Origin of the sequence: Aureibaculum algae (genome assembly GCF_006065315.1) — a bacterium.
Lineage (GTDB): Bacteria > Bacteroidota > Bacteroidia > Flavobacteriales > Flavobacteriaceae > Aureibaculum > Aureibaculum algae.
On record NZ_CP040749.1, the window covers coordinates 3,270,856 to 3,295,834 of the forward strand.

Below are 24,979 nucleotides of genomic sequence, written 5' to 3' on the forward strand. Positions count from 1 at the left end.
AGTGCAACGAAAGATAAAAGTGTATCGAGAACTTTTGAACCGAACTATAATCTCTATGACAAAAACCGATTAGCTTTTGACATCAAAGGCAAAGGTTGAATTATTCAACTTTAGTATAATTAATTTTCGACTTTATTTCTTTAAAATAAGCAATGAGTTCTTTTTGTTGTTCCTCACTAAGTTTAGCTTCTGGATGCATAGGTAAATAACTCTCTAAAGGCATTTCTTTTTCCTCAATCATCTCTATGTTTTCTTCCAGCTTATGATCTTTCTTTTTATCAGAATACGTATCCCAAATTGAAAAATCAAAATGCTTTTTACCATCATTTACATGATTGGCAACCCACCACGATACTGGAGCTACCTCAGCATACCAAGGATAAGCCGTATTATTTGAATGGCAGTCATAACAAGAGGCCTTAATAGTAGCTGCTAAATTGGCGTCGGTGCCATTGACAACCAGAAAATCGGTGTCAGGCGTTTCAATAGAAATGTTTTTTTCGGGACGATAAAATTGAATGGCTACAATAACTAATAACAATCCAATAACTATTTTTTTAACCATGGTATATGAATTTTCATCTAAGATATTAATTTAAACAATCCCTCGTATAACTTTCCGTCAGCAATTACACTTCCCTTTTGAATTAAATCAAAAATTTCACTATTTCTATCACTTTCATACTTTTTTACCCCTTTATAAAAGGTAATAGATCCGTCTTTAGTATTGTCAATAAACCATTGGTAATCTTTGTCATTGAAAAAACTAAAATCTGTTTTATTAATTTGAACTACAATTCTAGAAATATCTTTTTCTTCAACTTTGAATAGGTTAATACTTTTTTCTGAAAAGTGTTCTAAATACTTCGTTCTATTTAACACATCATCCCAAACCACATCACTAAAGAGGTTTAATTCTTGTTCAGCTACTTCTGGCTTGTCCTTTTTGATTGCATTCCACTCATTAATATCAACTTGCTGACTTGCCAAAAATTGAGCAAACTCTACGTGTAATGCTTCAAATTGTTCTTTTGTTAACTGTCTGTATTTCATAATTTAATTTCGTTTTACAAAAATAAAAAACCACTCAAAATTAAGAGTGGTTTTTACATTCTTTTTTAAGAATTATTAGAAAATATATCTTAATCCTAATTGTACTTGCCATCTCGATAATAAACTAGCATCATAACCAAATGTTTCCGTTAATGTATCATCAAATGTAAACACAGGGTCATTATTAGTATCAAATGCTACTGATAATGGTGTTAAATCATTAGGTTGTTGAATTACCCCCCAATCAGAATTAATTAAGTTACCTATGTTCAATACATCTACAGAAAACTGTATTGCATTGTCTTTAGACACTTTTAACTCTTGAATGAACTTCACATCCCATTTACCTCTCCAAGGTGCTAAAGCTCCGTATCTATCCATATAATCTCCACGATTATCATTCAAGTAATCATCTTGTTCAATATAAGCTTCTAATGCTGCCGCTTGACCAGGACCTGAAAAAATCATTTGTTGAACTTCTGAACTTGTAGGAATATATAATAAATCATTGTTTTGACCTGAAGGATCTCCATTAATATTACCTGCATAGGTATAGTTAAACCTTCCTCCTTGTGCATATTCAAAGAATGTAGAAAAAGTAGTTGGAGCTTTTTCTCCAAAGAAAGTGAATCTTTTAGAGGCTACACCAATAAACCTGTGCGTATCACCATATTTAGAATAAGATAAAACATCATTATTAGCATTCCCTAAATTAGGATTAAAGTCGAAAGCATCACCCGTAATTTCCGCTTCAATTGAATTTACATCTTTAGCATTCAAATAATTGTACGCAAAACTTGTGTATAATCCGTTATTAAATGTTTTTTGTGCTTTAAGGGTAGCATTTATAATTCTACCTTTATCAGAGTTTGTAAAAACATATGCATTATTACCTTTATCACTTGCCGTATATACCGGTCTATTATCTCCTGGAGCATTCAACGTTCCTGAAGGGTTTCTTATTCCCCAATTTTGAACATGGGCTGCATTTAAATCTTTAGTATAAGATAAATCACCCGTTAATACCAAACCATTTTCAAATCGATGATCTGCACCAATATTCGTACGCCAAACTTGAGGCCATTGATAATCAGGATCAATTAATTGGAAAAAACCATCATCTGCTCCACTTACTTGGTTACCTAACCATACAAAAGGAAAACGACCTGTGAACAAACCTGTACCACCTCTTACTTGTGTTATTCCTTCGTTCTTAACATCCCAATTAAAACCAACTCTTGGAGAAATTAACCAATCACTATTTGGCAATTGAGTTGAACTCAAATTAACTTCTTTATTGGTATTAGGATTATAATAGGTAACTGAATTATCTCTACTTGCACCATTGTCTGTATCAATATATTTTTGAATTAAGCTTGAAGTATCAAAATATAAAGGTTTGTCAAAACGCACACCATAAGTCAATTTAAAAGCATCATTTATATTCCAATCATCTTGAACATAAAAGGACAATTGACCAACATTTAATTCCGCCAATTTCCAACCACCATCATTACCATCCCCATTGGCATTAAAACTGTCGTAAGCATTTTGCGTAGCACCTAAATATTGCTCTACTACTCCACCCGGCTGTGCACTATCTAAAAATGTTTGCATGTCTGGGTAGGGATTAAATATGCCGTAATATGGGAAAATACCAAAGTTAAATGACTCATAATTTACTAAATTAAATGAGTTTTGAAAGGCAAATTTCTCATAAGAGAATCCCACTGTAAACGTATGATTTCCTTGAACTATATTTAAGTTGTTCGTCAACTGAAATACTTTTTGATCTAATTTATTGTTGATTGAAAAAGGCTCATGACCCGCAATTATATAATTAGAACTAGATCCGTCTTGAATAGTAATAATTGGTGCTGGTGCAGACATCGGATTTCTAAAATCGTCAAAATGTGTATACCCAACTTGAACCTTATTGGTTACATTATCAGCCAACGTTGAATTCAATTCTAATTGTATAGATTGTATCTTATTATTGATTTCGTATCCTGAATTTTCAAACTGTAATGTATTAAAACTTGGTCCTCTTGAACCAATAGCGGTAGGATGAGCTGGTTTTTCTTTAGATGCATTTAAGAAATTATAGATTACTGCAAATCTATTATTGTCATTAATATTCCAATCTAATTTAAAAATACCTTTAGTTGATTCTGATCCATAAGTAAACCCTTGATACCTACCTGTGTCATAACCTAAATTACCTAAAGCATTTTGAACAGCTATTAAATCAGATTCTAATACTCTAGACTCATTTACAGCTCCAGAGTTGGTGTTTGGCACCCAACCATTAGAACCTAAATCAGTTCTATCATCTTTTTCAAAATTGGCAAAGAAAAATAACTTATTCTTTACAATGGGTCCACCAATACTTAAACCGTATTGAACCTGTTTTAAATCTGAATTTGCAACATCTTCACCATTAATTTTTGATCCTGTTAAATTTTCATCTCTATAAAATGAATATACAGTACCATGAAACTCATTTGTTCCACTTTTGGTTACTGCATTTACAGAAGCACCTGTAAAACCAGATAACGTAACATCATAAGGTGCTAATGACACAGAAATCTGATCAATAGCATCTAAAGAGATTGGTTGAGCATCTGTTTGACCTCCAGGTGTTGGAGCATCTAAACCGAATGGGTTATTAAAAATAGCTCCATCCAATGAAAAGTTATTGAATTGATCATTTCTCCCTCCAAACGAATTACCTGATGAAGAAGGTTCTAATCTCGTAAAATCTGCCGCTGATCTAGAAATTGTTGGTAAAGTGGTTAATTCTCTTTTACCGACACTCGTTTCAGCACCCGTTCTACTTGATCCAAATACATTACCTCTACTTGATCCTTTAAGTACTACTTCGTTTAATTGTTGAGCATCAGGTATCATTTTTACGTCTAGAGAAAATGTTTTCCCTAAAGTTAAATATACGTCTGTAATTTCTTGAGTTTTAAAACCAACATAGCTTATGGTTATGGTATAGGGTCCTCCAATTCTTAAATTTAGAAGGTTGTACCTTCCATCAAGGTTTGAAATTCCTCCTTTTTTTGTACCCGTTGGAGTATGAACCGCAATGATGCTGGCTCCTGGCAATGGCTCACTTTGGTCATCTATTACCACCCCTCTAATATCGGAGGTTGTAACTTGGCCAAATGATAAGGAAACAACACTACACAATAGCATTGTAAAAAAATAATTTTTCATCATAATTTAAATTTATTTGAGTTAAGTTAATTGAAAATATATAAAAAATTTATCATAAAAAAAAAAGCCTGTTCAAATGAACAGACTTTTAATATCAACATGTGTTGATAACATTTTATTTGCCTTCAGCAATTACATCAAACGGAAAATCAATGATTACCGCTCTATGTAAACGAATTTTGGCATTATAGGTACCTAATCTTTTTACTAACCCACCCAAAACGGTGATGAATTTTCTGTCGATTTCTACACCAGCTTTATTAATTGCATCAGCAACATCAGCATTACTTACAGAACCGAAAAGCTTATCGCCAGTACCTACTTTTGCAGGTATCTTAATTTCTAATTCTTGTAATTTTTTAGCTGTAGCTTCTGCTTCTTTAATAACACTAGCTTCTTTATAAGCTCTTTGCTTTAATGTTTCAGCCAATACTTTCTTTGCAGAAGGTGTAGCTAACATAGCATATCCTTGTGGGATTAAAAAATTGCGACCATAACCATTCTTCACAGAAACCACATCGTCTGTAAATCCTAAATTAGCTACGTCTTGTTTTAATATAAGTTCCATACTAGTTCTTAAATTTAGATTATTTTAACATATCAGCTACATAAGGCAATAGTGCCAAATGACGTGCTCTTTTTATTGCTTGAGATACTTTTCGTTGAAATTTTAACGAAGTACCAGTTAAACGACGTGGTAAAATTTTACCTTGTTCATTTACTAAATACAATAAAAAATCTGCATCTTTATAATCTATATATTTAATACCGTTTTTCTTAAATCTACAGTATTTTACCTTCTGTTTTGTATCAATGTCTAACGGAGTTAGATATCTGATCTCGGCTTTATTTCCGCCTTTTGCTTGTTGTTCTATTGTTGATGACATAACTTAGTTTTTAGCAGCTTTATTACGTTCTTTTCTTTTTACAGCCCATTCAGCAGCATGTTTATCTAACTTTACAGTTAAATAACGCATAATGCTATCATCTCTTCTAAACTCTAATTCAAAAGGATTAATAACTTCACCGGCAACTTTAAACTCAAATAAATGATAAAAGCCAGTTTTTTTCTTTTGGATTGGATAAGCTAATTTTTTTAAGCCCCAATCTTCTTTGTGGATCATTTCGGCACCTTTAGAAACCAAGTAGTCGTTAAACTTCTTTACTGTTTCCTTTACCTGAACATCAGATAAAACGGGATTCAAAATGAAAACAGTTTCGTAATGATTCATAATTAATTGTTTTTTTGTTTATTTTTAAGCGTGCAAATATACGATATTATCTCACTTTATCATATATATGCGATAGAAAATTAAACTATTCTTTTTAATTAGTGTTTTTGGTCTCAAAGTCACAGAATCAAAGATAACTGATAAAAGCCATACACCTTTTAAAAACAAGTGTTTCTATAAAAATCAAGTACGATTATAAATGACGAAGTCAATTTTAATCTATTTACGAAAAAAAAATTTAATAACCCCACTCCTATTTTCAATACAATATAAATACTAGATCACCTCATCTTCTTTAGATGTTGCTAACGCACAAAGATAAAGTCATTATAAAGTAGTATAATTTTTTCTTACTTTTGAACATGATCTTTGCACAAACCATGGAAATACCTGAAATTCCAAACTTAATCCACTATGCCATTCCCTTTTTTGCAATTACATTGTTTATTGAAGTTATTGTAGATGCTCGTGAAAAAACAAATAGTTATGAAACTAAAGATGCAATTACTTCCATTACTATGGGATTGGGCAATGTTTTTCTAGGGCTGTTTAGCAAAGTATTGGTTTTTGCTGCATTTATATTTATTTATAATAATTTTCGATTATTTACCATACCTTTTACATGGTGGGCTTGGGTATTGCTGTTATTTACTGAAGATTTCTCATATTATTGGATGCATAGAATAAGCCATACCAATCGATTTTTTTGGGCAAGTCATATCATACACCATTCATCGCAACGCTATAACTTAAGTACTGCCTTAAGACAATCTTGGACCGGTGGTTTTATGACGTTTATCTTCTGGTTATGGTTGCCGTTATTAGGTTTTCATCCTGTAATGATTTTGGCTCAAATGTCTATCAGTCTCATTTATCAGTATTGGATTCATACGGAACGTATCAAAAAAATGCCCAACTGGTTTGAAGCAATTTTTAATACACCCTCACACCACAGAGTACACCATGCTACAAATCCCCAATATTTAGACCGAAATCATGCGGGAATCTTTATTATTTGGGATCGACTTTTTAAAACGCATGAACCCGAAGCTGAAAAACCAATTTACGGATTGGTAAAAAACATTAGTACTTTTAATCCGCTATATGTAGCTTTCCATGAGTGGATTAATTTATTTAAAGATGTAGTTCACTCAAAAACCTCCTTAAAAAATCGATTCAATTATTTAATTAAACCTCCAGGATGGCGACATGATGGTAGTGGCATGATTTCTGACGATTTACGAAAGGAATGGAAAAAAAACAAGCAAAAATAAGTGATTTCTAAAACAGAAGCCTAGCTTCTATTTTTATCTTTTTATGAGTACTTTTGAATTCTATATTTATCCATGAAGTACTTTTTAATTTCTATCCTTTTTATTACCAGCTTCGCTTTTTCACAAAAGAAAATGGCTACAGATAGCATTACCAAATTAAATGAAGTATTGCTGTATCAAAAGGTCAAAATTAGACACCTTAATGGTATTGTACCTTCATCAATTATAACTATTCAATCATTTAAAAATTCAAGCCCTTCTGAACTAAGTGCTCACTTAAATAAAATTTCAGGTGTTTATGTACTTTCAGGTGCTCTTAACACTAATAGAATTACAATACGTGGCGTAGGTTCTAGAACGCCTTATGGTACTGACAAAGTTAAATTGTATTATAACGATATACTGGTAACAAATGGTTCTGGATTTTCTACTATTGAAGCTTACGATCTTGAAAACTTAAATGCCATAGAAGTTATTAAAGGCCCTAAGGGAACTGCCTTTGGTGCCAACTTAGGCGGAGCAATAGTATTAAGACCTAACGAAAATTTAGACCCAGTTACCGCTTTTCAAAATAATGTTACAGTTGGCTCTTACGGATTGTTTAAAAACAATTTAAGCTTCAACCATAAAACAGATAAACTTTCGTTAGACCTCCGTTACGGACATTTAAATGTAGAAGGTTTTAGAGAGAACAACCAGTACAAACGTAATGGTATTCTTTTAAATACAGCATACGTAATCAATGCTAAAAGTAAGCTTAGCTTATTAGTAAATCATATTGACTATACTGCACATATAGCCAGTTCAATTGATCTCGATGCTTTTAATGATGACCCTTCACAAGCCGCTTTTACATGGAAATCTACCAAAGGATATGAGGCGAATACGTATAAACTCACGGGATTTTCACTATCTCATAAATTTTCTGAACAGTTATCAAATACGACGAGTGTTTTTTATACTCATCTAGATCATTATGAGCCGAGACCGTTTAATATTTTAGATGAAATCACCGATGGTTACGGATTTAGAACACAATTTAAAGGTGACTTTTATCTTAATAAAAAGGTAGCCAACTACACCTTTGGTGCAGAAGTTTATAAAGATGATTATAATTGGTCAACTTTTGAAAATTTGTATGAAGAGAATAATGACGCAGGTAGTTTACAAGGAACTGCACTTAGCCTAAACAAAGAAAAAAGAAGTCAGTTTAGTGCATTTGGAACATTTACTTATCCGTTTACCAATGGCTTTTCAGCTCAATTAGGTGTGGCCATAAATAAAACCTCGTATACATATCAAGATTTGTTCAATAGCGGTTCAGAAAATAAAAGTGGTAAGCGAAGTTTTGACGCCATAGTTTTGCCCAATCTTCAGCTTAATTATAATTTTTTAAAAAATCAGTTGCTTTATGCAAACGTAAGTAGAGGCTACTCCAACCCTAGCCTAGAAGAAACATTAACGCCTGAAGGTGTTATCAACCCCAACATCGCTCAAGAAACAGGAATTAATTATGAATTAGGCAGCCAACTACAATTTTTAAGTACTAAACTAAAACTGAATACTTCTATATACCAAATGAACATTAAGAATATGTTAGTTGCTCAGCGTATTGGTGATGATCAATATATTGGTAAAAATGCAGGTAGCACTAAGCATCAAGGTTTTGAATTAGACATAAACTATAATTACCTTATTTCCCCTAAATTGAAATTAATGCCTACAATAAGCTACTCATACAGCAATCATAAATTTGTGGAATTTATTGATAATGATGCAAATTATAGTGGTAATCCTTTAACAGGTGTACCCAAACATAGAATAAACACAAATATGCATTTTCAATGGTTAAGCGGACTTTCTTTAAACACTGCTTATACGTATGTAAGCTCAATTCCTTTAACAGATGCTAATACAATTTCCAGTGCTTCGTATAATTTATTAAATATCACAATAGGTTATCATAAACAACTTTCAAAGTCTCTTTCTTTTGAAACCAGCGTTGGAATACAAAATGTAACCAATACAAACTATGCACAGTCTATATTAATAAATGCTAGTAGTTTTGGAGGGCGAGCACCACGTTATTATTACCCTGGCACACCTTTAAATTATTACGGAAGTTTGCAATTGCGATATCGTCTCTAATTAAACCATATAAGTTTCTTTACTTAAAAGTTGAGTAAATCTTGTCATATTAAAACTAAAATAATAACTTTGATTTATTACTTTTATTTTAGATTTATAGTAGTTGTTGGATGATCTATAAAGTTGTCTTTGAAATGAAATGAGTCTCGAATAATCCCTGATTATATTACCATCAAAATAGTTTAGTTTTTGAAGACTTTCTGTATAGTGACTTTTAATTTAACCAAAAGTTAAGTTAATGAACTTAAAACAAATCATTGAAAATAATAAGTCATTTTACATCCTTTTTTCAGTCAATTAAAATGCTATTAATAAGATTAATTTTATCTTAATTTGTACATACAAAATTATATTAAAGCCCTACTGATTGGGTTTTATATTAAACGAAATAATAACCTATAGAACAAAAATAAATAAACATGAATGATATTTTTTTTAAAATAACCGATAAAGTGGCAATCGTAACAGGTGGCGGTGGTGTATTAGGTGGTAGTATTTCAAGACATTTAGTACAAGCAGGATGCAAAGTAGTTATTTTAGATATACGCGAAGAAAATGTTAAATCTCGGGTGGCCGAATTGGAAAAATTAGGTGGAGAAGTAATCGGTTTTGTTTCTAATGTTTTAGACGTTGAAGAAATGAAGGTTACAAGAAAAAAAATTCTTGACAATTGGGGCCATATTGATATCCTAATTAATGCTGCGGGTGGTAATTTGCCAGGAGCCACACTTACGGAGGAACAAACCGTCTTTGATATGAAAATTGAAGATTTTGAAAAAGTAACCAATCTTAATTTGAATGGTACAGTATATCCTTGTTTGGTTTTTGGAGAAGCCATGGCAAAACAAGGCAAAGGCAGTATCATAAACGTATCATCAATGGCTACACTATCTGCAATAACAAGAGTACCTGGATATTCTGTAGCAAAAAGTGGAATAGATATATTCACCAAATGGCTTGCCATGGAATTAGGAACTAAATTTGGGGAAAAGGTAAGAGTTAATGCGATCTCTCCTGGTTTTTTTATTGGTGATCAAAATAGAAAAGTATTGATTAACGATGACGGTTCATATACGGAACGAAGTAAAAAGGTATTGGCTAGAACACCCATGAAGCGTTTTGGTGATATTAATGAATTAAACGGAATGGTTCATTTTTTATGTTCAGATGCGGCTAGTTTTATTACAGGCACCATTATTCCTATAGATGGAGGTTTTAGTTCTTTTAGTGGTGTTTAACTTATAAAAAGTATGGAATTAAAAAAAACACTGAGGTGGTTTGGAGATAAAGACCCAATTAGTTTAGCACAAATTGCTCAGACAGGAGCTAAAGGCATAGTTACCGCATTGCATCATATTCCAAATGGAGAAGTATGGACGGTACAAGAAATTTTAAAGACTAAAAATAAAATTGAATCCCATGGTCTTACTTGGGATGTCGTTGAGAGTTTACCTGTTCATGAAAATATAAAAAAAGGATTAGCGAGCCGTGATTTACTTATTGAGAATTATAAAGTTAGTGTAAAGAACTTGGGACTATGCGGTTTAAAAACTATTTGTTACAATTTTATGCCTGTATTAGATTGGGCAAGAACAGACTTAAATTATACCTTAAATAATGGTACAGAAGCCATGTATTTTCAAGTAGATTTATTTACAGCGTTTGATATTTTTATATTAAAAAGGCCAAATGCCTTACAAGATTATACAAAAAAACAAATAATTGCTGCTGAGGCCATTTATAAAACCTTAAATAAAAAAGAAATACAAGAAATTGCTTATAATATTATTGTAGTTACACAAGCTTTCATTGACGGTGCAGTTGGGGAAGATGAAAAAGAACCTATTAAACTATTTTTAAAATTATTGGCAGAATATAATGGCATCGATAAAAATAAGCTAAGAGAAAATTTTTCTCATTTCTTAAATGAAGTTATACCCACTGCAGAAAAATATGACGTTAATCTAGCCGTTCATCCAGACGACCCTCCTTTTCCTTTATTAGGTTTACCGCGAATTGTTAGTTCAATTGAAGATTTTAATTGGTTATCTAAAACCTGTCCTTCATTAAATAATGGAATTACTTTTTGTACAGGTTCATTAGGTGCACGTAAAGACCATAATCTTTCCAAGATATTTGAACAATATGCTGAAAGAATACATTTTTTACACTTACGAAGTACAAAATTATTAGATAATGGCGATTTTTATGAAACTGAGCATTTAGATGAAACCGTAAATCTAGCAACTGTGATGAAAGTGATAATTGCAGAACAAATACGAAGAAAAGAAACCGGGAGATTGGATTATAATATACCTATTAGGCCAGACCATGGTCACAAAATGTTAGATGATTTTAATAGAAAATCAAATCCGGGTTACCCGTTGATTGGTAGACTAAAAGGACTTGCAGAACTCTCTGGACTTGAAGCTGGAATGAGATACTTAATGGTGAAAAAGTAACGAAGCTACTAAATGTATTGCCTTTAATAAAAGCCTAGGGTTATTTTAGCCATTTATTTTTTATACTGAGAGGGTGTAACACCAAACTGTTTTTTAAATAATTTCCTTTTATTATTGTAATTTAATTAAAGTGACTTAATGTTTCCTTTTCAAATTACTCTAAAAGTAATCGTTAAAAAAGATTAAAAACATATTTGTAAGGGAAAAATATTTTAACTTCGTTAAATATCACCTATAAGGTTCTCACAAATGCAAAAAAAGCTTATTTCACTTCTTATCATCTTATTGCTTAACCAATATATAGTAGCTGCACAACACACGGAAAAACAAGAAGTACTCATTGCAAAAATCAATACTATTTTAGAAAACGAAATAAACCAATCTAACATTCCTGGTGCGGTGGTTTTAGTAAAACAAGGTGACGTAACACTTTACAAAAATGCTTTTGGGTATGCTTCTTTAAATAATTTTGATAATAAACGTTTACAGAACCCCGAAAAAACGACCGTAAATCATCTCTATGATATTGCTTCACTAACCAAAGTAATTGGAACAACAACATCCATAATGTTATTGGTTGATCAAGGACTTATAAATGTTGAAGATCCTGTTTGCGATTATATTAAAGCATTTAATACACCTGATAAAAATAAAATTACCATCAGGCATTTACTTACGCATACGGCTGGTTTAATTGAATGGTTTCCATTCTATTATTATTCTAACAAAAGAAAAGACACCTATAAAATTATTGATAAACTCCCCTTAAAATATGCGATTGGCAGTGGCAGACACTATAGCGATTTAGGCTTTATACTCTTAGGTGAGATAATTGAAAAAGTATCAAACCTTCCATTAGATCAATTTATGGAACAACATATTTTTAAGCCATTACGAATGGAGCATACACTGTTCAATCCACTTAAAAACGAAACTTACAATAAGATTACAGCTACATCGCACGGAAATCCATTTGAAAATAGAATGGTTACTGATGCTTCTCTTGGTTTTAAAATAGATAGTCTTAATCCAAACCAATGGAATGGGTGGCGACAATACACGCTAAAAGGTGAAGTTAATGATGGAAATGCATGGTATGCCAATGAAGGAGTTTCTGGACATGCAGGAATATTCTCTACAGTTGACGATTTACAAAAAGTAATTGATGTTTTAAAAAATAAAGGGAAATTAAATGATAGACAATTTATTTCTGAAAACACGCTAGACCTGTTTTTAACTCAAGATGAATTCAAAAATGGATTAGGTTGGGTAATGAACAATAGTAGTGCCTATTTAAAAAATGCCCCCAAGGGAAGTTTTGGACATACAGGCTTTACAGGAACTAGTATTGCGGTAATCCCGAAATATGACATCTCTGTTATCTTATTAATTAATCGTCAAAATTTGGGACTTTTAGCATCAAAATCTTATTATAATTTAAACCCCATTAGAGAAAAAATAGTTACTTCTGTTCTGGATTATTGTGACAATAAAAAAAACTAAAATCTAGGAAAGCCCCTATATTTATATGTGATAAATACAATTTATAATTTTCTATGAAAAATTAATAATCTATCATTTTCTATCACCTAAAAAAAAGACAACTATTAAGTATCTATTTCTGAAATGAACAATAGTGAAATAGGTTACAGAAAGATTATAAAGATTAAAACGCTGTTTAACTAGTTGTAATTTACTAAATTAGTGCTTTGAAATTATTACGCTAAATAAACACAAAAGATTAGACCATTTTAAACACTAATTATGAAATCAAAATTTACTTTATTTATTTTTGCAACCATACTTTTATCCATTACAATAGCAAGTGCACAAGAAATTCCTATTGAACATCTCAATATGAATTTACAACCAAATCAACAAGAATATTCCAAAGGAATTCTCAAAAATGAAATTCCAGGAATAAAAGTAAATCATATTGCTTTAACAGGAAAATTTGTAAGTGAAGATCAACTCAAAGAAGGGTTTAAATATATTTATCTTTTTGTAAAAGGAAATGGTACTGTAGTTGCAAATAAAGAAAGTTATGACATAGTACCTGAAACAATATTTCTACCAAATTCTATTCAAAAAATTTCAATTAATGTGGCTAAAAATGATACGTTACATTTTCTTAAAATCTCAAGTGAGTTAACGGAACAAGACAAGCTAGATTTAAAAGAATTTCCAGAAGAAAATACACAGAATGTGTATTACACTAAATTTGAAGATACGGAACCCTATACGGAACCTATCAAAAGCCCTAATACGATAAGTCGTACCATATTACCTAATAAGTATATACCTCGTATTGCAATGGGTACTGTTCAAGCTCCAGGGCCTGACCATGTTGGTGCTCATGAACACGGAATGTTAGAACAATTATTTTTAGGTTTAACTGATAACAACGTTGTTGTGCATGCAGATGAAGCTCAGGTCGATTTTCCTGAATATTCAGTGTTGCACATACCATTAGGTTCTAGTCATTCTGTAGATGTAACTGACGGAGATGAAATGTACTATGTATGGATGGACTTTTTTAGAGATAAAAAAGGGGAAGAATGGTTAAAAACACATAATACTGGTAAGAAAGAAAAAAAGGACTATTAACATCTATTGAATCAATATGAAATTGTCTCATTAAATATTTATGCTGTTTACCTAGATTAAATTGAATAGGGTCTTTACTTGGTGTAAATTGAAAGGATTTTATACTTTTCTATCCCTAGTTAAGATCTCGATTGTGAAATCAATCTAAGATAATAACTGTTAGAATAAAATTCTAAAACCTAAGGTTTAAAGGCAAGATACATTGTTATTTCCCAAATTATTATAGTTAGGTTTCAAATTGATTCTAATGAAAAAATCAGAATTCACTTCCTTAAGAGTTCTTAAAATAACAAATACCTCTGGAAAAAATACAGAGGTTAAAATCTTTATTTTTAACACATTATTATTATTCCTATTCCTAAGCTCACCTTCCTTAATGGCTCAAAATACCTGGGCTAAAATTTTACCCGGTATTGGTTCATTTTCATCCCCCAGAATTGCTGATTTGAATAATGATAAAGTCGGTGACATTATTCTTGGTGCTGGCCGGAAAGAATTTCAAGCTTGTGATTCTGCTGTCGTTGCCTTAAACGGCAAAACGGGTGAACTGCTCTGGAAGGTTCATGCAAAAGATCAAATTTTTGGTTCTGCCGCTCTTCAAGATATTACTGAAGATGGAATTTTAGATGTACTAATAAATGGACGTTCAGCGGAACTTATTGCCATTAATGGGCAAACAGGAAAAGTATTGTGGCGATTTATAAAACCTAAAGGTGAAGAAAAAGAATGGTTCAATTTTTATAACCCGCAGTTTATCACAGATCAAAATAATGACGGTCAAAAAGATATTTTAATTTCCAACGGAGGAGACGTATTAGCTGAACCTAACGACCCAAACAGACCCACTGGACATTTGGTTATTATCAATAGCAAAACGGGAAACGTAATCAGTAAGGCTCCTATGCCTGATGGTGGTGAAATATATATGTCGGTTTCCGTGCTTCCGCATGAATCTGAAACCTTTAAAAGTGTAATTTTTGGTACAGGAGGTGAAACAATAGGTGGAAACCTTTATGTGACTTCAATATCGGAAATCAAATCTGGTGACCTATCTAAATCGATTAAACTAGCTACAAGCGAAAAGAAAGGTTTTGTTGGTCCAGGTGCTTGGGCCGATATTAATGAAGACGGCCATCATGACATTATTGCGAATTCAGTAGATGGTCGGTTGATGGCATTCGATGGCATTACCCATAAATCTATTTGGACGGTTACCGTACCAGATACGGAAGCTTATGGATCTGTCGCAATAGGATTATTTAATGATGATAACATCCCTGACGTTTTTGTTTCTTATGCTCAAGGCGTATGGCCAGACCTTGGATGGTCAAAGCAGATCATGGTAAATGGTAAAAACGGTACTATAGCGTTTGAAGATACATTAGGCTTTTACCAAATGAGTTCTCCAGTAGCAGTAGATCTAAATAATGACGGCAAAGATGAAGCTTTATTACCTATGAATTATCAAGTGAAAAATGAATTTCAAATGAAATTTTTTCACAATAACATTATAGCTATCGAATTCACTGAAAAAGTTGCAGCCGAACTAGATCTGCAATACGAAGGCAATAATTTATCATCAACACCTTGGATAGGTGATTTAGACGGAAACGGGTTTCTAGATATCGTCTACCTGCATGGTACAAATGTGAAAAAGACGTATACATTCGATGGTCTGAGAATAAACAGGATCGATACTAAATTTCCTATTACAAAAAAGATCCGATGGGGATCATATATGGGCAGTGATTATAACGGTGTGTTTACAAAATAGATGTCCCCTAAACACTATCCACCTCCAAATTAAAACATATCAATGTAAAATCTGCAATATTCTGGTTAGAGAATAGAAACAGTAGTGCCTTCTTCAATTAATGGATGCATAATTTGAAATAAAACAATAACTAAAAACCTCTTTCATTTTATTGAAAGAGGTTTATTATACATGTAAAATTATTGTTTTTTATCTAAATTATTGAGCGATATACGCTTTATCTGAGAAAAAGATATCAATAGGTGAATTACCCACTTCTTTTATTGTTTTAAATAAAGAGTTGTCTTCATTATAAATGGATAACACACTTTTTTCAGTATCAAAATAGTCTTCAAGCCCCAATACATATACTTTTTTGGTAAGTGGATGCTCTTTAACCAAAGTTGTTAACATGACACCATCAAACAAAGGCGTGCAAAATTCTTCAAGTGTTTTTGTACTCGTATTAAATCTATAGATTTTACCTGAATTTGATTCTGACCAATAGGCGTAATAACTATTTTTACTCATTATTAAGATGCTATTTTTATATAAGTTAACGCTTTCATCTTCAACCGTTACTGTTTCAGCTATTGAATAATCAGCATTTAATTTAACAAATGAAGCTTTTTCTGTTCGTTTTTCAGTGGCAATCCAAATAACATCATCTGCATCTCTTACGATACCTGAAATAGTTTCACTAAACTCATGAAGCACCGATATTTCTTTAGAAAGAATATCCATTGCTTTAAGCTCATTACCATCTGCAATTAAAACATTGTTATTATCTAATAATAAAGCGGAGTTACTTGGCAACATGTCTTCAGAAATATCATCAATGGCTTCACTTATACCTGTATTCATATCTACATGAGCTAAAAGGTATTTTTTACGCCTTCCACTACCTGAAGATCCTACAACCAATCCATTATCTTCTGAATACATTAAAAGATTACTTGGGTTATCCATTTCAGAAGTAGCAACAACTCGGTCTTCTTGTAATGTTTCGTCATTAAGTTGTGTTATAAAATTGGGTCCACTTTGATTAACCAGATAGAGCTTATCATTAAAATTATGCATAGACAAAGCATCTCCATTTAATGATGTATACACATCAGGTGTATAAACATATGCAGTATCCAAATGTTCAAGAGAAGTTTTACCTGTTTCAAATGTTAATATGTATGTATTATCATACGTTGGAATAACCAATGGGTCATCAGAATCTTCTGTACACGAAAACATAGTTAAAGCAAATAGAATTGCTGTGAAAATTGATAGTTTTTTCATTATATATATTTAAAAAGTTACTAAGTCAGACAGCCTTATCGTTAATTATAACTAGTTATAGTATGATTAATAAAAGGTGCTTCAAAATGTATTTTTACTCTTTATCCGAAAGTAGAAAATACTGAATGTAGTTTTGGCAGGTCTCCTGGCTCGCGTCTTGTTAAAACCTTCCCGTGTAAACAGTGGTGTAAGAATATAACAAGCATCTCTATATTAAGACGAAGCTTACAGTTGCGGGTACAGCTCAGGATTTTTTTAAATAAATCACCTGATTCCCTATTAATTTCGTTTTTATTATTACTAAAAATAAAAACCAAAACTGAGCAACAAAGATACTTCGTTTTGTGTTTTTAGACTACTCTATTTTGAAGAAATTTTATTAAAAAAAGGATATTATTTAGGGCCATTTTTAGGGAACTGTGAATGTGTTAGTTAGTACCTTAATCATAGGAATAATAAAGAGAAAAGTTATATATCAGCTATTGAAGAAAATCATTACTTATTACATTATTTTTTAGCAAAACACTAAACTTCTATATTTTCTAGCCAACTAGAATACCTCATAATAACTTCATTTTTTTTCTCATTAAGGTTAGTGAAATCCCCTAACCTACTGATTATCTGATACTAATTTTGCACCTCTCCTATATTTGAACTAACTTACATTGCATATCTAATATATTGGAAGACGTATACAGTCAGTAATTAAACCATATAATAGTAGTATTGAGATCTTCAATATTTAAACCAAATCATTATGAAAAAATCTGAAATACAAGGAGAACTTTGGGGTAAATCACCAACGGGTTGGGCAGAGATTCAAGAGCCACTCCACAAACCATTATGGGAAGCCATGCATAATGCTACCAAAGTGGGAGTAGGCACTAGCCTTTTAGATGCAGGTTGTGGTTCTGGCTGGTCATGTGTTTTGGCTAAAGAACGAGGAGCGGATGTTCATGGAATAGACGTCGCTGAAGGATTACTTTCTTTTGCAATGCAACATGTTCCTGAAGCAGATTTCAAACTTGCAGATATCGAAAATCTACCCTATGAAGATAATATGTTCGATGTTGTTTTTGCTGCCAATTCACTACAGTACGCTGAAGATCGGATAGCAGCGTTAAAAGAACTTAAAAGAGTATGTAAACCCAATGGAAGGATTATTGCTGGACTTTTTGGTGAACCTGAAAAAGTAGATTATCGGGTTGTCTTTAAAGCTGTGAAAGATACTATGCCTGTACCTCCAAAAGGTGGTGGCCCGTTTGAACCTTCAATGCCTGGAAAACTTGAATCTCTTTTTAAGGAAGCAGGCCTAACGAATATTGAAACTGGAGAAGTAAACTGTCCCTTTGCATATGAAAATTTTGAATCGTTTTGGTATGGAAACAAATCGGCAGGGCCATTTCAAGGAATGTTGCAAACGGTCAGTGAAAGCAAGTTAAAAGAAGCCGTCAAAGAAGCTGTAAATTCTTTCCGTCAGAACGATGGTCGTATTATTATTCCTCAGAATAGCTTTAAATATGTAATGGCAACGATGTAACTAAAAAACAAAAAAAATAGTTTGCGGTCCATTGGTTACAATAAACTGCAAACTATTTTAATTTCTAACTATTCATTTTTCAATAAAAGTCTATTTTCTGTATAAAGGATCTGCTCCAATAGTACCCACTAAGCTTTTAAGATAGTCAGCAGAGCTCACCTCTTTAAGTGAATTTTCAACTTTATGCAATTGGGTATTTAAGTCCAATTCAGTAACCAATAACGCATTGTTACTTTTTGCAATAAAACTTTCTAAATAGTCTTTTTGTTTTGTATAAAATTGGATATCCTTTTGTTGTTTGATTTTTAATCTTTCTTGATACCAATCGCTATTGATGATATAATCTCTTTCAAAATAACCTCTCAACTCAGAGTCACTCATCTCCTTGCCTTCATAATGTCCATATGCCATCATATGTAATACTATTTTTAATGGCGGTATGGCAGATGCTATACTTCCATCTTCAAAATAGCGAAGGGCTACTTTTTGTTGGGCCTCAACAATATTTGCAATACCATCTACATAATCTTCCAATCCTTGTAATTCAGGTTTTAACATCTTTTCATTAAATACAGCATTGGGTTCATCAAACAATCGATTTAAACATCGTAAAGAAAACATACTCGTAATACGGTATCCTAGCCTGCTTGCCAGTACTTTTTTACCATTATGTTCAAAATCTTCTAACTTTTCTAAAGATCCATTTGCTATCAATGCTTTTGGATCTCTATCTTCAGGTACCAATCGTGCCCAAATTTCAGGTATTAACAAACTAATATCATGATCTACTTTATTATCACCACCTACATAACCTGCAGCGGTACTAAATGCATTAGACTCCGTTAAAATATGAGATAATAAGGCATTGTTTAAGTCCGTTGTTGGCGTTAACATATTAAAGGGCCCTTTGGTTAAGGCTCCTTCAGAACCCGCTCCTGTAGTAGAAGGGGATTTTCCCGTTAAACTACAAATAAAATCCATGAATAACTCAGGCGTTTCCTGATAATGGATGGGGTTATAAACTGCCAAAGGCCGTATGCCTGCTTTTTTATCTACAGGGTTATTTCTTCTTCCTGGTAATACCGCATTTACGACATTAATAACAGGATCTTCCGATTTTATTTTTCGGCATAAACGAACGCCTATTTCACCTAAATAACTCGCTTCCGTTTCATTGAAAAAGATATTAGGTTCTAAATAGCGTGGATTTTTAGTAGGTTCCCCATTTACAATCCTCGTGTGTGATGGTAAGGCAAAATATTCCTCCTCATTTTCACTCGTTACTACGCTTATAATTAGATCTTTTACTGGCTGTGTATATTTATCAAAATTGATGGTATCTTCATAAATTTCTACCGCATCTTTTTTGGTTAGTAATTCGTAATTTGTTAAAAATACTCCGTCTGCAACCAAATCGCGTTCAGCACCTTCGTCATATCCCCGTATAATGGCTTCATCAGGTCTTTGAAATAAGTGAGATTCACAATTGGCAACTACTTTTAAACTTTTATTTGGATAAAGCGGATTTAAATCTTTAAACTGATTACGTGGTAATGTAATAGAAGCAGAAATATCATCTTCCATTTGAATTTTCGTTGAAGCAGAAAAATCTGACCTGAGCTTATTCAACATCCAAATTCCTTCTTGATTAAATCCAATGCGTACGTAACTTCCAACTACCTTATTATTGAAATACCATAACCCAGTACCTTTTTGTCCGTTTATAATTTGAACTGACATACAATCTTTCCAATTCAATCGCTCATGATCTTGTCGATAAAGCCTTTTTACAAATAAGACCAAGGATCTTATATGAACAGGAATATTCGTAACAAATTCATTATAAGCATCAGTATTATTTTTTGAAGGTGACAAAAGCTTTACAGCAGACCCCAAAGTTCTTCCTTTATCTAAAAAAGACCTAGACGGTGGTAAGGTAGGGTCGTAATTTTTCCAACGTTTTGAATAATTAAATTCAATAATTTCATCAGCCTTTTTAAAGTCCTCGTCAATATCAATAATGTTAAACGAATTATAAGTAATGGCGTTTAGCATAGATTTTGAAATCTCTGATTTTCCACCACCAGAAACGGTACAAGGCTTGTGACAAAATACACCTTCAGGTGAGGTGTTAACGATTCGCCACAAAGAAATCGCTTGATGTTTTTCTAATCTAAATTTATTACCTGTTGGATGTATATATGTTTTTACCGGTGATAAAATCAGTTTTTGTTGAGCATTATTATAGGTCCAAGTAATGCTATTGGTATTTGTATTGATATAGGCATCTTCAGGGATATAAACCAGGTTTGGATATTTCTTATCGATTGCATAATTTGAAGGTTGAATATCAATTCTGTCTCCCAATAAAGCTTTAACATCTTCAAAACTGAAGCTGTTACCAAATTTGGAATTAAACTTATTACCATCAACAATATCACCCATAACACCTCTAGGGAATGCAATGGCACCACCTGAATGCTCTTCTTCAACTAAACCAAATAAGTTTGCCGAATAGCTGATTTGAGTTTTAATTTCTTTTTTAGAGTATCCAAAATAATTGTCTGCAATAAGGGTGACTACAACACCTCGATCATCTCTACAAGTTATTTTAAAAGCCCCTCCATCATTATACAATTCATTTTCATTTTTCCAGCACATTCCGTCATTTCTTTGACGTTCTGTGGCATCATCATAATGAGGCAATCCAACATCTTTTTTCTTAAGGAGTTTTAATTGCGGTGCTAGAATAACACAACCTGTATGGCCTGTCCAATGTTCCGTATCTAATGCAGCATCATTATGTGCTAAATTTGGATCTCCTGCATTACCGAAAATAGTTTCCACAAAATCTAAATTACTAACCAAGCTTCCTGGAGCAAAAAAACGAACCTCTAAACTCTTTTTTGATATAACACCTTTAACTTCTGGACAAACCACAGGTCTCATTAAAAACGAAACCATCAATTTGGCCTTTTCGTCTTGATTAGCAGTAAATGGTAATACTTTTAATTTGTCTGAAGGGTTAAATGCTGCATTCAAAAAATGCTTAAATACAATTTTTGGTACTTCTTGCTTATCTAATGGAACTGGTAATGGCCCTTCTACAATATGAAAAGTACCTTTAGTTGTTCGTTTATCATTTATTGGATTGTTTAAAATACCTTGTTTAATTCTATACGAAGTAATATCTTCACTTTTAAATGAGTCTCCATTTGGTGGTAAACTCACTTCTCTAGCATGCCCTTTTTGATTTAAAATCAACGTATCGTTAGGTAAATGTATAGAGGTCCGTTCTAATTCTTCCGCCAAATAATCGTTTAAAAAATTTTGAATTCTGGTATCCGCAGGAGCCAAATGATCTGAAAGTAATCTAGATTTTTCACGAAAATTTTGGATTAAACCATTCGTTAATTTTTGAAACTTCGGATTGCATAACTTATCTACAGAATTCTCATCATCATGATAAATAGGTTGCCCAAGAGCAGATAATTGCAGATTTATATATTGTATGGTATCTTTCCTACTCTGTTTAATTTGATCTTGATTCAATTGGCTTTCCCTACTCATTTTTTAAGATTTAAGTTGTGCATTTTTAAAATAATAAACTAAGAACTTCTATGGCTATAAATATAGTCACTAAAAATTGGTTAACCAATTTTATGTCTTACAAAATTCGAGAAAAAACATTAGAACTACTTTTGAAAAGGGAACATATTATACAAAATGTTTATTTTCAAACAAGTTTATAAGAATTGAATTATTATTAAAGTATCGCTACGAATAAAACAGTCTTCGCTACTTTATTTCTTATCCTATAATGTGAACAGAGAACATTAGAAATATCAAAAAACCTATAATTTCAATAAAAAGTAAAAACAATCTATTTATAGAATGAATTAATAATTATCCACATCTACATTAAACCGTATCGGTCGATAATTAGGTATAGACTGAAAGCTATTTTTAATTTTTTGTATTACTGCTTTTGATAAGTTTATCGATTTATCTTGGGGTAACTTAATTAGAATAGTTTTAATATGTTGATTTCTAATTCTTGAAATGGCAGGACTCGTGGGTCCTAAAATATTAGTCCCAAACGTATTATATAAAGACTTATACAACCAATCAGCTCCTGAAGTTACTTTGATATAATCTCTATGCTTTAATGTTATTTTAACCATCCTTAAAATTGGAGGGTATTTGTATTGATGGCGTTCGTACAATTGTTCTTTGTACATCGTAGCATAATCATTTGTTGTAACTTGTTGTAGTATTTGATGATACGGGTTAAAGGTTTGGATAGCTACTTTACCTCTTTTTTTAGCTCGCCCTGCCCTACCAGAAACTTGCACTAACAACTGAAAACTCTTTTCGTGTGCTCTGAAATCTGGAAAATTGAGCATATTATCAGCATTTAATACGCCAACTAGCGAAACATTGTCAAAATCTAAGCCTTTTGAAAGCATTTGTGTCCCCACTAAAATATCAATTTCACGAGATTGAAATGCCTCAATAATTTTATGATAACCATATTTACCACGTGTGGTATCTAAATCCATTCTCCCAATTTTATGATTAGGGAATAATTCTTGCAATTCCAATTCAATTTGCTCTGTACCAAAACCTTTAGTGTCTAAACTCGGATTTCCACAAGCTGAACATATTTTAGGTAGCGGCTTGTGATATCCACAATAATGACATTTTAATTCGCCACGTAATTTATGGTAGGTTAAACTGACATCGCAATTAGGGCATTGGGGAGAAACACCGCAAGATTTACACTCTACTATTGGTGAAAATCCACGTCGGTTTTGAAATAATATAATCTGTTCTTTTTCATCTAAAGCTTCATTAATCAGCACCATAAGTCGTTCTGAAAAATGTTTGGTCATTCGTTTTTTACGGTACCCTTCTTTAATATCTACCAATTCAATTTCTGGCAACAAAACATTCCCAAAACGACGGTTGAGTTCTACCAAGCCATACTTTTTTTGTTCTGCATTGTAATAACTCTCTAAAGATGGAGTGGCACTTCCTAAAAGCACTTTCGCTTTATGCAAATTGGCCAATACAATGGCTGCGTCTCGTGCATGATAACGTGGTGCAGGATCAAATTGTTTGTACGAAGTTTCATGTTCTTCATCTACAATGATTAATCCCAATTCTGAAAATGGTAAAAATATAGAAGATCTGGCACCTAAAATTAACTGTGCTTTATCTGACTTGTTTAAAATATTATTCCACACTTCCACCCTTTCATTTAAAGAATATTTAGAGTGAAATACGGCAATTTTATTTCCGAAATATTTCTGTAAGCGGTCAATTAACTGAGTTGTTAGTGCAATTTCTGGTACTAAATATAATACTTGTTTACCTTGCTTTAATACTTGGTCAATTAGTTTTACATAGATTTCTGTTTTACCACTTGACGTGATGCCATGTAATAAAACAACTTCATTTATCTCAAAACTTGTATTGAGGTCATTATAGCATTCTTCCTGAAATTCAGATAGTTCCTTAAAACTATCGGTAGCTTCTTTAAAGTTAACACGATCTGTTTGGATGGTATAAATTTCAAACACTTCTTTTTCTACCAATGCTTTTATAACTGCAGGTGATACTTTACTAACCTCTTTAAGTTGCTTCTGCTTTATTGGTTTTTTGGTAGCTCCATGTAATGAAAAATAAGTCATTACGGCATTGCGTTGTTGATTGGCTCTGCTTAGTTCCTCTAGTAATTCCCCTAATGCTACTTGATCATTATACCGTTCATTTAAACGGATATACTTTATTAATTTAGGTGTGTATTGCTCTATAATTTCTTCTTGTAAAACAATTGCTTTCTTTTTGAGTAAATCATTTAAAATGGGTAAAACACGTTTTTTATCTAGAATGGCACTAATTTTCTGAATAGGTAATACCTCTTGATGTTCTAACGCTTCTATGATTAAAAATTCATCATCCGTTAAGGAAGATTCCAACATGAATTCTTTATTTTTTATAACCTGTGTTTCACTTTCCAATAAAAATGTTGACGGTAATGCAGAACGCAATACTTCACCTAAAGAACACATATAATAATTGGCTATCCATTGCCAATGTTTCAATTGCTTTTTTGTAATAATTGGATACTCATCTAAAATTTGAAAAATATCCTTGGCTTGATATGCCGTAGGTTCCTTTTGATGTACTTCTGCTACTATAGCCGTATATATTTTTGATTTTCCGAAAGGTACAGCCACACGCATACCTGGTTCTAAAAAATCTTTTTCAGCTTCCGTTATACTATACGTAAAGAGTTGCTGTAAGGGTATTGGTAATATGACGTTTACGAAGTTGTTCAAAAATGTTTGTGGTTTTACTGTTTGTTATTACTTTTTGTAAATTAATTT

General features: G+C 32.3%; 17 protein-coding genes and 1 riboswitch. Of the genes, 8 read left to right on the top strand and 9 right to left on the bottom strand.

All coding sequences use genetic code 11. The features are described 5' to 3' along the window. Positions 1-100: 100 nt before the first annotated feature. From FF125_RS13690 to rpsF, 6 genes are all read right to left on the bottom strand, one after another. Positions 101-565 (bottom strand): heme-binding domain-containing protein, encoded by a 465-nt coding sequence (locus FF125_RS13690; RefSeq protein WP_138950294.1) that lies wholly within the window; start codon positions 563-565, stop codon positions 101-103. 17 nt (positions 566-582) lie between these two features. Beyond that, entirely contained in the window at positions 583-1,053 is a 471-nt protein-coding gene (locus FF125_RS13695) for a DUF6495 family protein (RefSeq protein ID WP_138950295.1), read from the bottom strand. 75 nt (positions 1,054-1,128) lie between these two features. Beyond that, entirely contained in the window at positions 1,129-4,278 is a 3,150-nt protein-coding gene (locus tag FF125_RS13700; protein ID WP_394344131.1) for a TonB-dependent receptor, read from the bottom strand. A gap of 115 nt (positions 4,279-4,393) precedes the next feature. Beyond that, positions 4,394-4,846 carry a 50S ribosomal protein L9 gene (gene rplI, locus FF125_RS13705; RefSeq protein ID WP_138950297.1) on the bottom strand — a complete coding sequence of 151 codons (453 nt, stop codon included), beginning with the start codon at positions 4,844-4,846 and terminating at the stop codon, positions 4,394-4,396. A gap of 19 nt (positions 4,847-4,865) precedes the next feature. Beyond that, positions 4,866-5,165, bottom strand: coding sequence for a 30S ribosomal protein S18 (gene rpsR, locus FF125_RS13710; RefSeq protein WP_117883210.1), 300 nt, complete (start codon positions 5,163-5,165; stop codon positions 4,866-4,868). A 3-nt stretch (positions 5,166-5,168) separates the two neighbouring features. Next, positions 5,169-5,510: a 30S ribosomal protein S6 gene (rpsF, locus tag FF125_RS13715; RefSeq protein WP_117883212.1), complete on the bottom strand. Its 342-nt coding sequence runs from the start codon at positions 5,508-5,510 to the stop codon at positions 5,169-5,171. A gap of 362 nt (positions 5,511-5,872) precedes the next feature. Between rpsF and FF125_RS13720 the strand changes: the two genes are divergently transcribed. The 7 genes from FF125_RS13720 to FF125_RS13750 all read left to right on the top strand — a co-directional run bounded on the left by FF125_RS13720 (position 5,873) and on the right by FF125_RS13750 (position 15,775). Then, the gene (locus tag FF125_RS13720; protein ID WP_250629588.1) at positions 5,873-6,784 is read left to right on the top strand and encodes a sterol desaturase family protein; all 912 of its coding nucleotides are present in this window, start codon (positions 5,873-5,875) and stop codon (positions 6,782-6,784) included. Between the two features lie 72 nt (positions 6,785-6,856). Then, positions 6,857-8,932: a TonB-dependent receptor gene (locus FF125_RS13725; RefSeq protein ID WP_138950298.1), complete on the top strand. Its 2,076-nt coding sequence runs from the start codon at positions 6,857-6,859 to the stop codon at positions 8,930-8,932. A gap of 419 nt (positions 8,933-9,351) precedes the next feature. Continuing rightward, a complete protein-coding gene (locus FF125_RS13730) occupies positions 9,352-10,170 on the top strand; it encodes an SDR family oxidoreductase (RefSeq protein ID WP_138950299.1) in 819 nt (272 codons plus the stop codon). A gap of 12 nt (positions 10,171-10,182) precedes the next feature. Then, the gene (gene uxuA / locus FF125_RS13735) at positions 10,183-11,394 is read left to right on the top strand and encodes a mannonate dehydratase (RefSeq protein WP_138950300.1); all 1,212 of its coding nucleotides are present in this window, start codon (positions 10,183-10,185) and stop codon (positions 11,392-11,394) included. A gap of 249 nt (positions 11,395-11,643) precedes the next feature. Beyond that, entirely contained in the window at positions 11,644-12,897 is a 1,254-nt protein-coding gene (locus tag FF125_RS13740; protein ID WP_138950301.1) for a serine hydrolase domain-containing protein, read from the top strand. Positions 12,898-13,158: 261 nt separating this feature from the next. After that, entirely contained in the window at positions 13,159-14,001 is an 843-nt protein-coding gene (locus FF125_RS13745) for a cupin domain-containing protein (protein ID WP_138950302.1), read from the top strand. 247 nt (positions 14,002-14,248) lie between these two features. Continuing rightward, positions 14,249-15,775, top strand: a complete 1,527-nt coding sequence (locus FF125_RS13750; protein WP_138950303.1) for an outer membrane protein assembly factor BamB family protein — start codon at positions 14,249-14,251, stop codon at positions 15,773-15,775. 198 nt (positions 15,776-15,973) lie between these two features. Here FF125_RS13750 and FF125_RS13755 read toward each other — a convergent pair whose 3' ends face one another. Continuing rightward, positions 15,974-17,044 (bottom strand): DUF5074 domain-containing protein, encoded by a 1,071-nt coding sequence (locus FF125_RS13755; RefSeq protein WP_138950304.1) that lies wholly within the window; start codon positions 17,042-17,044, stop codon positions 15,974-15,976. A gap of 118 nt (positions 17,045-17,162) precedes the next feature. Further along, a riboswitch (cobalamin riboswitch) is annotated at positions 17,163-17,377 on the bottom strand. A gap of 424 nt (positions 17,378-17,801) precedes the next feature. Between FF125_RS13755 and FF125_RS13760 the strand changes: the two genes are divergently transcribed. Beyond that, on the top strand, positions 17,802-18,584 hold the full coding sequence (locus FF125_RS13760) for a class I SAM-dependent methyltransferase (protein WP_138950305.1): 783 nt from the start codon (positions 17,802-17,804) through the stop codon (positions 18,582-18,584). Positions 18,585-18,674: 90 nt separating this feature from the next. Here the strand turns inward: FF125_RS13760 and FF125_RS13765 are convergent, their stop codons facing one another. Both FF125_RS13765 and priA read right to left on the bottom strand, forming a co-directional pair. After that, positions 18,675-22,154 carry a hypothetical protein gene (locus tag FF125_RS13765; RefSeq protein WP_138950306.1) on the bottom strand — a complete coding sequence of 1,160 codons (3,480 nt, stop codon included), beginning with the start codon at positions 22,152-22,154 and terminating at the stop codon, positions 18,675-18,677. A gap of 329 nt (positions 22,155-22,483) precedes the next feature. Then, positions 22,484-24,931, bottom strand: coding sequence for a replication restart helicase PriA (priA, locus tag FF125_RS13770; RefSeq protein ID WP_175418929.1), 2,448 nt, complete (start codon positions 24,929-24,931; stop codon positions 22,484-22,486). Between the last annotated feature and the right edge of the window lie 48 nt (positions 24,932-24,979).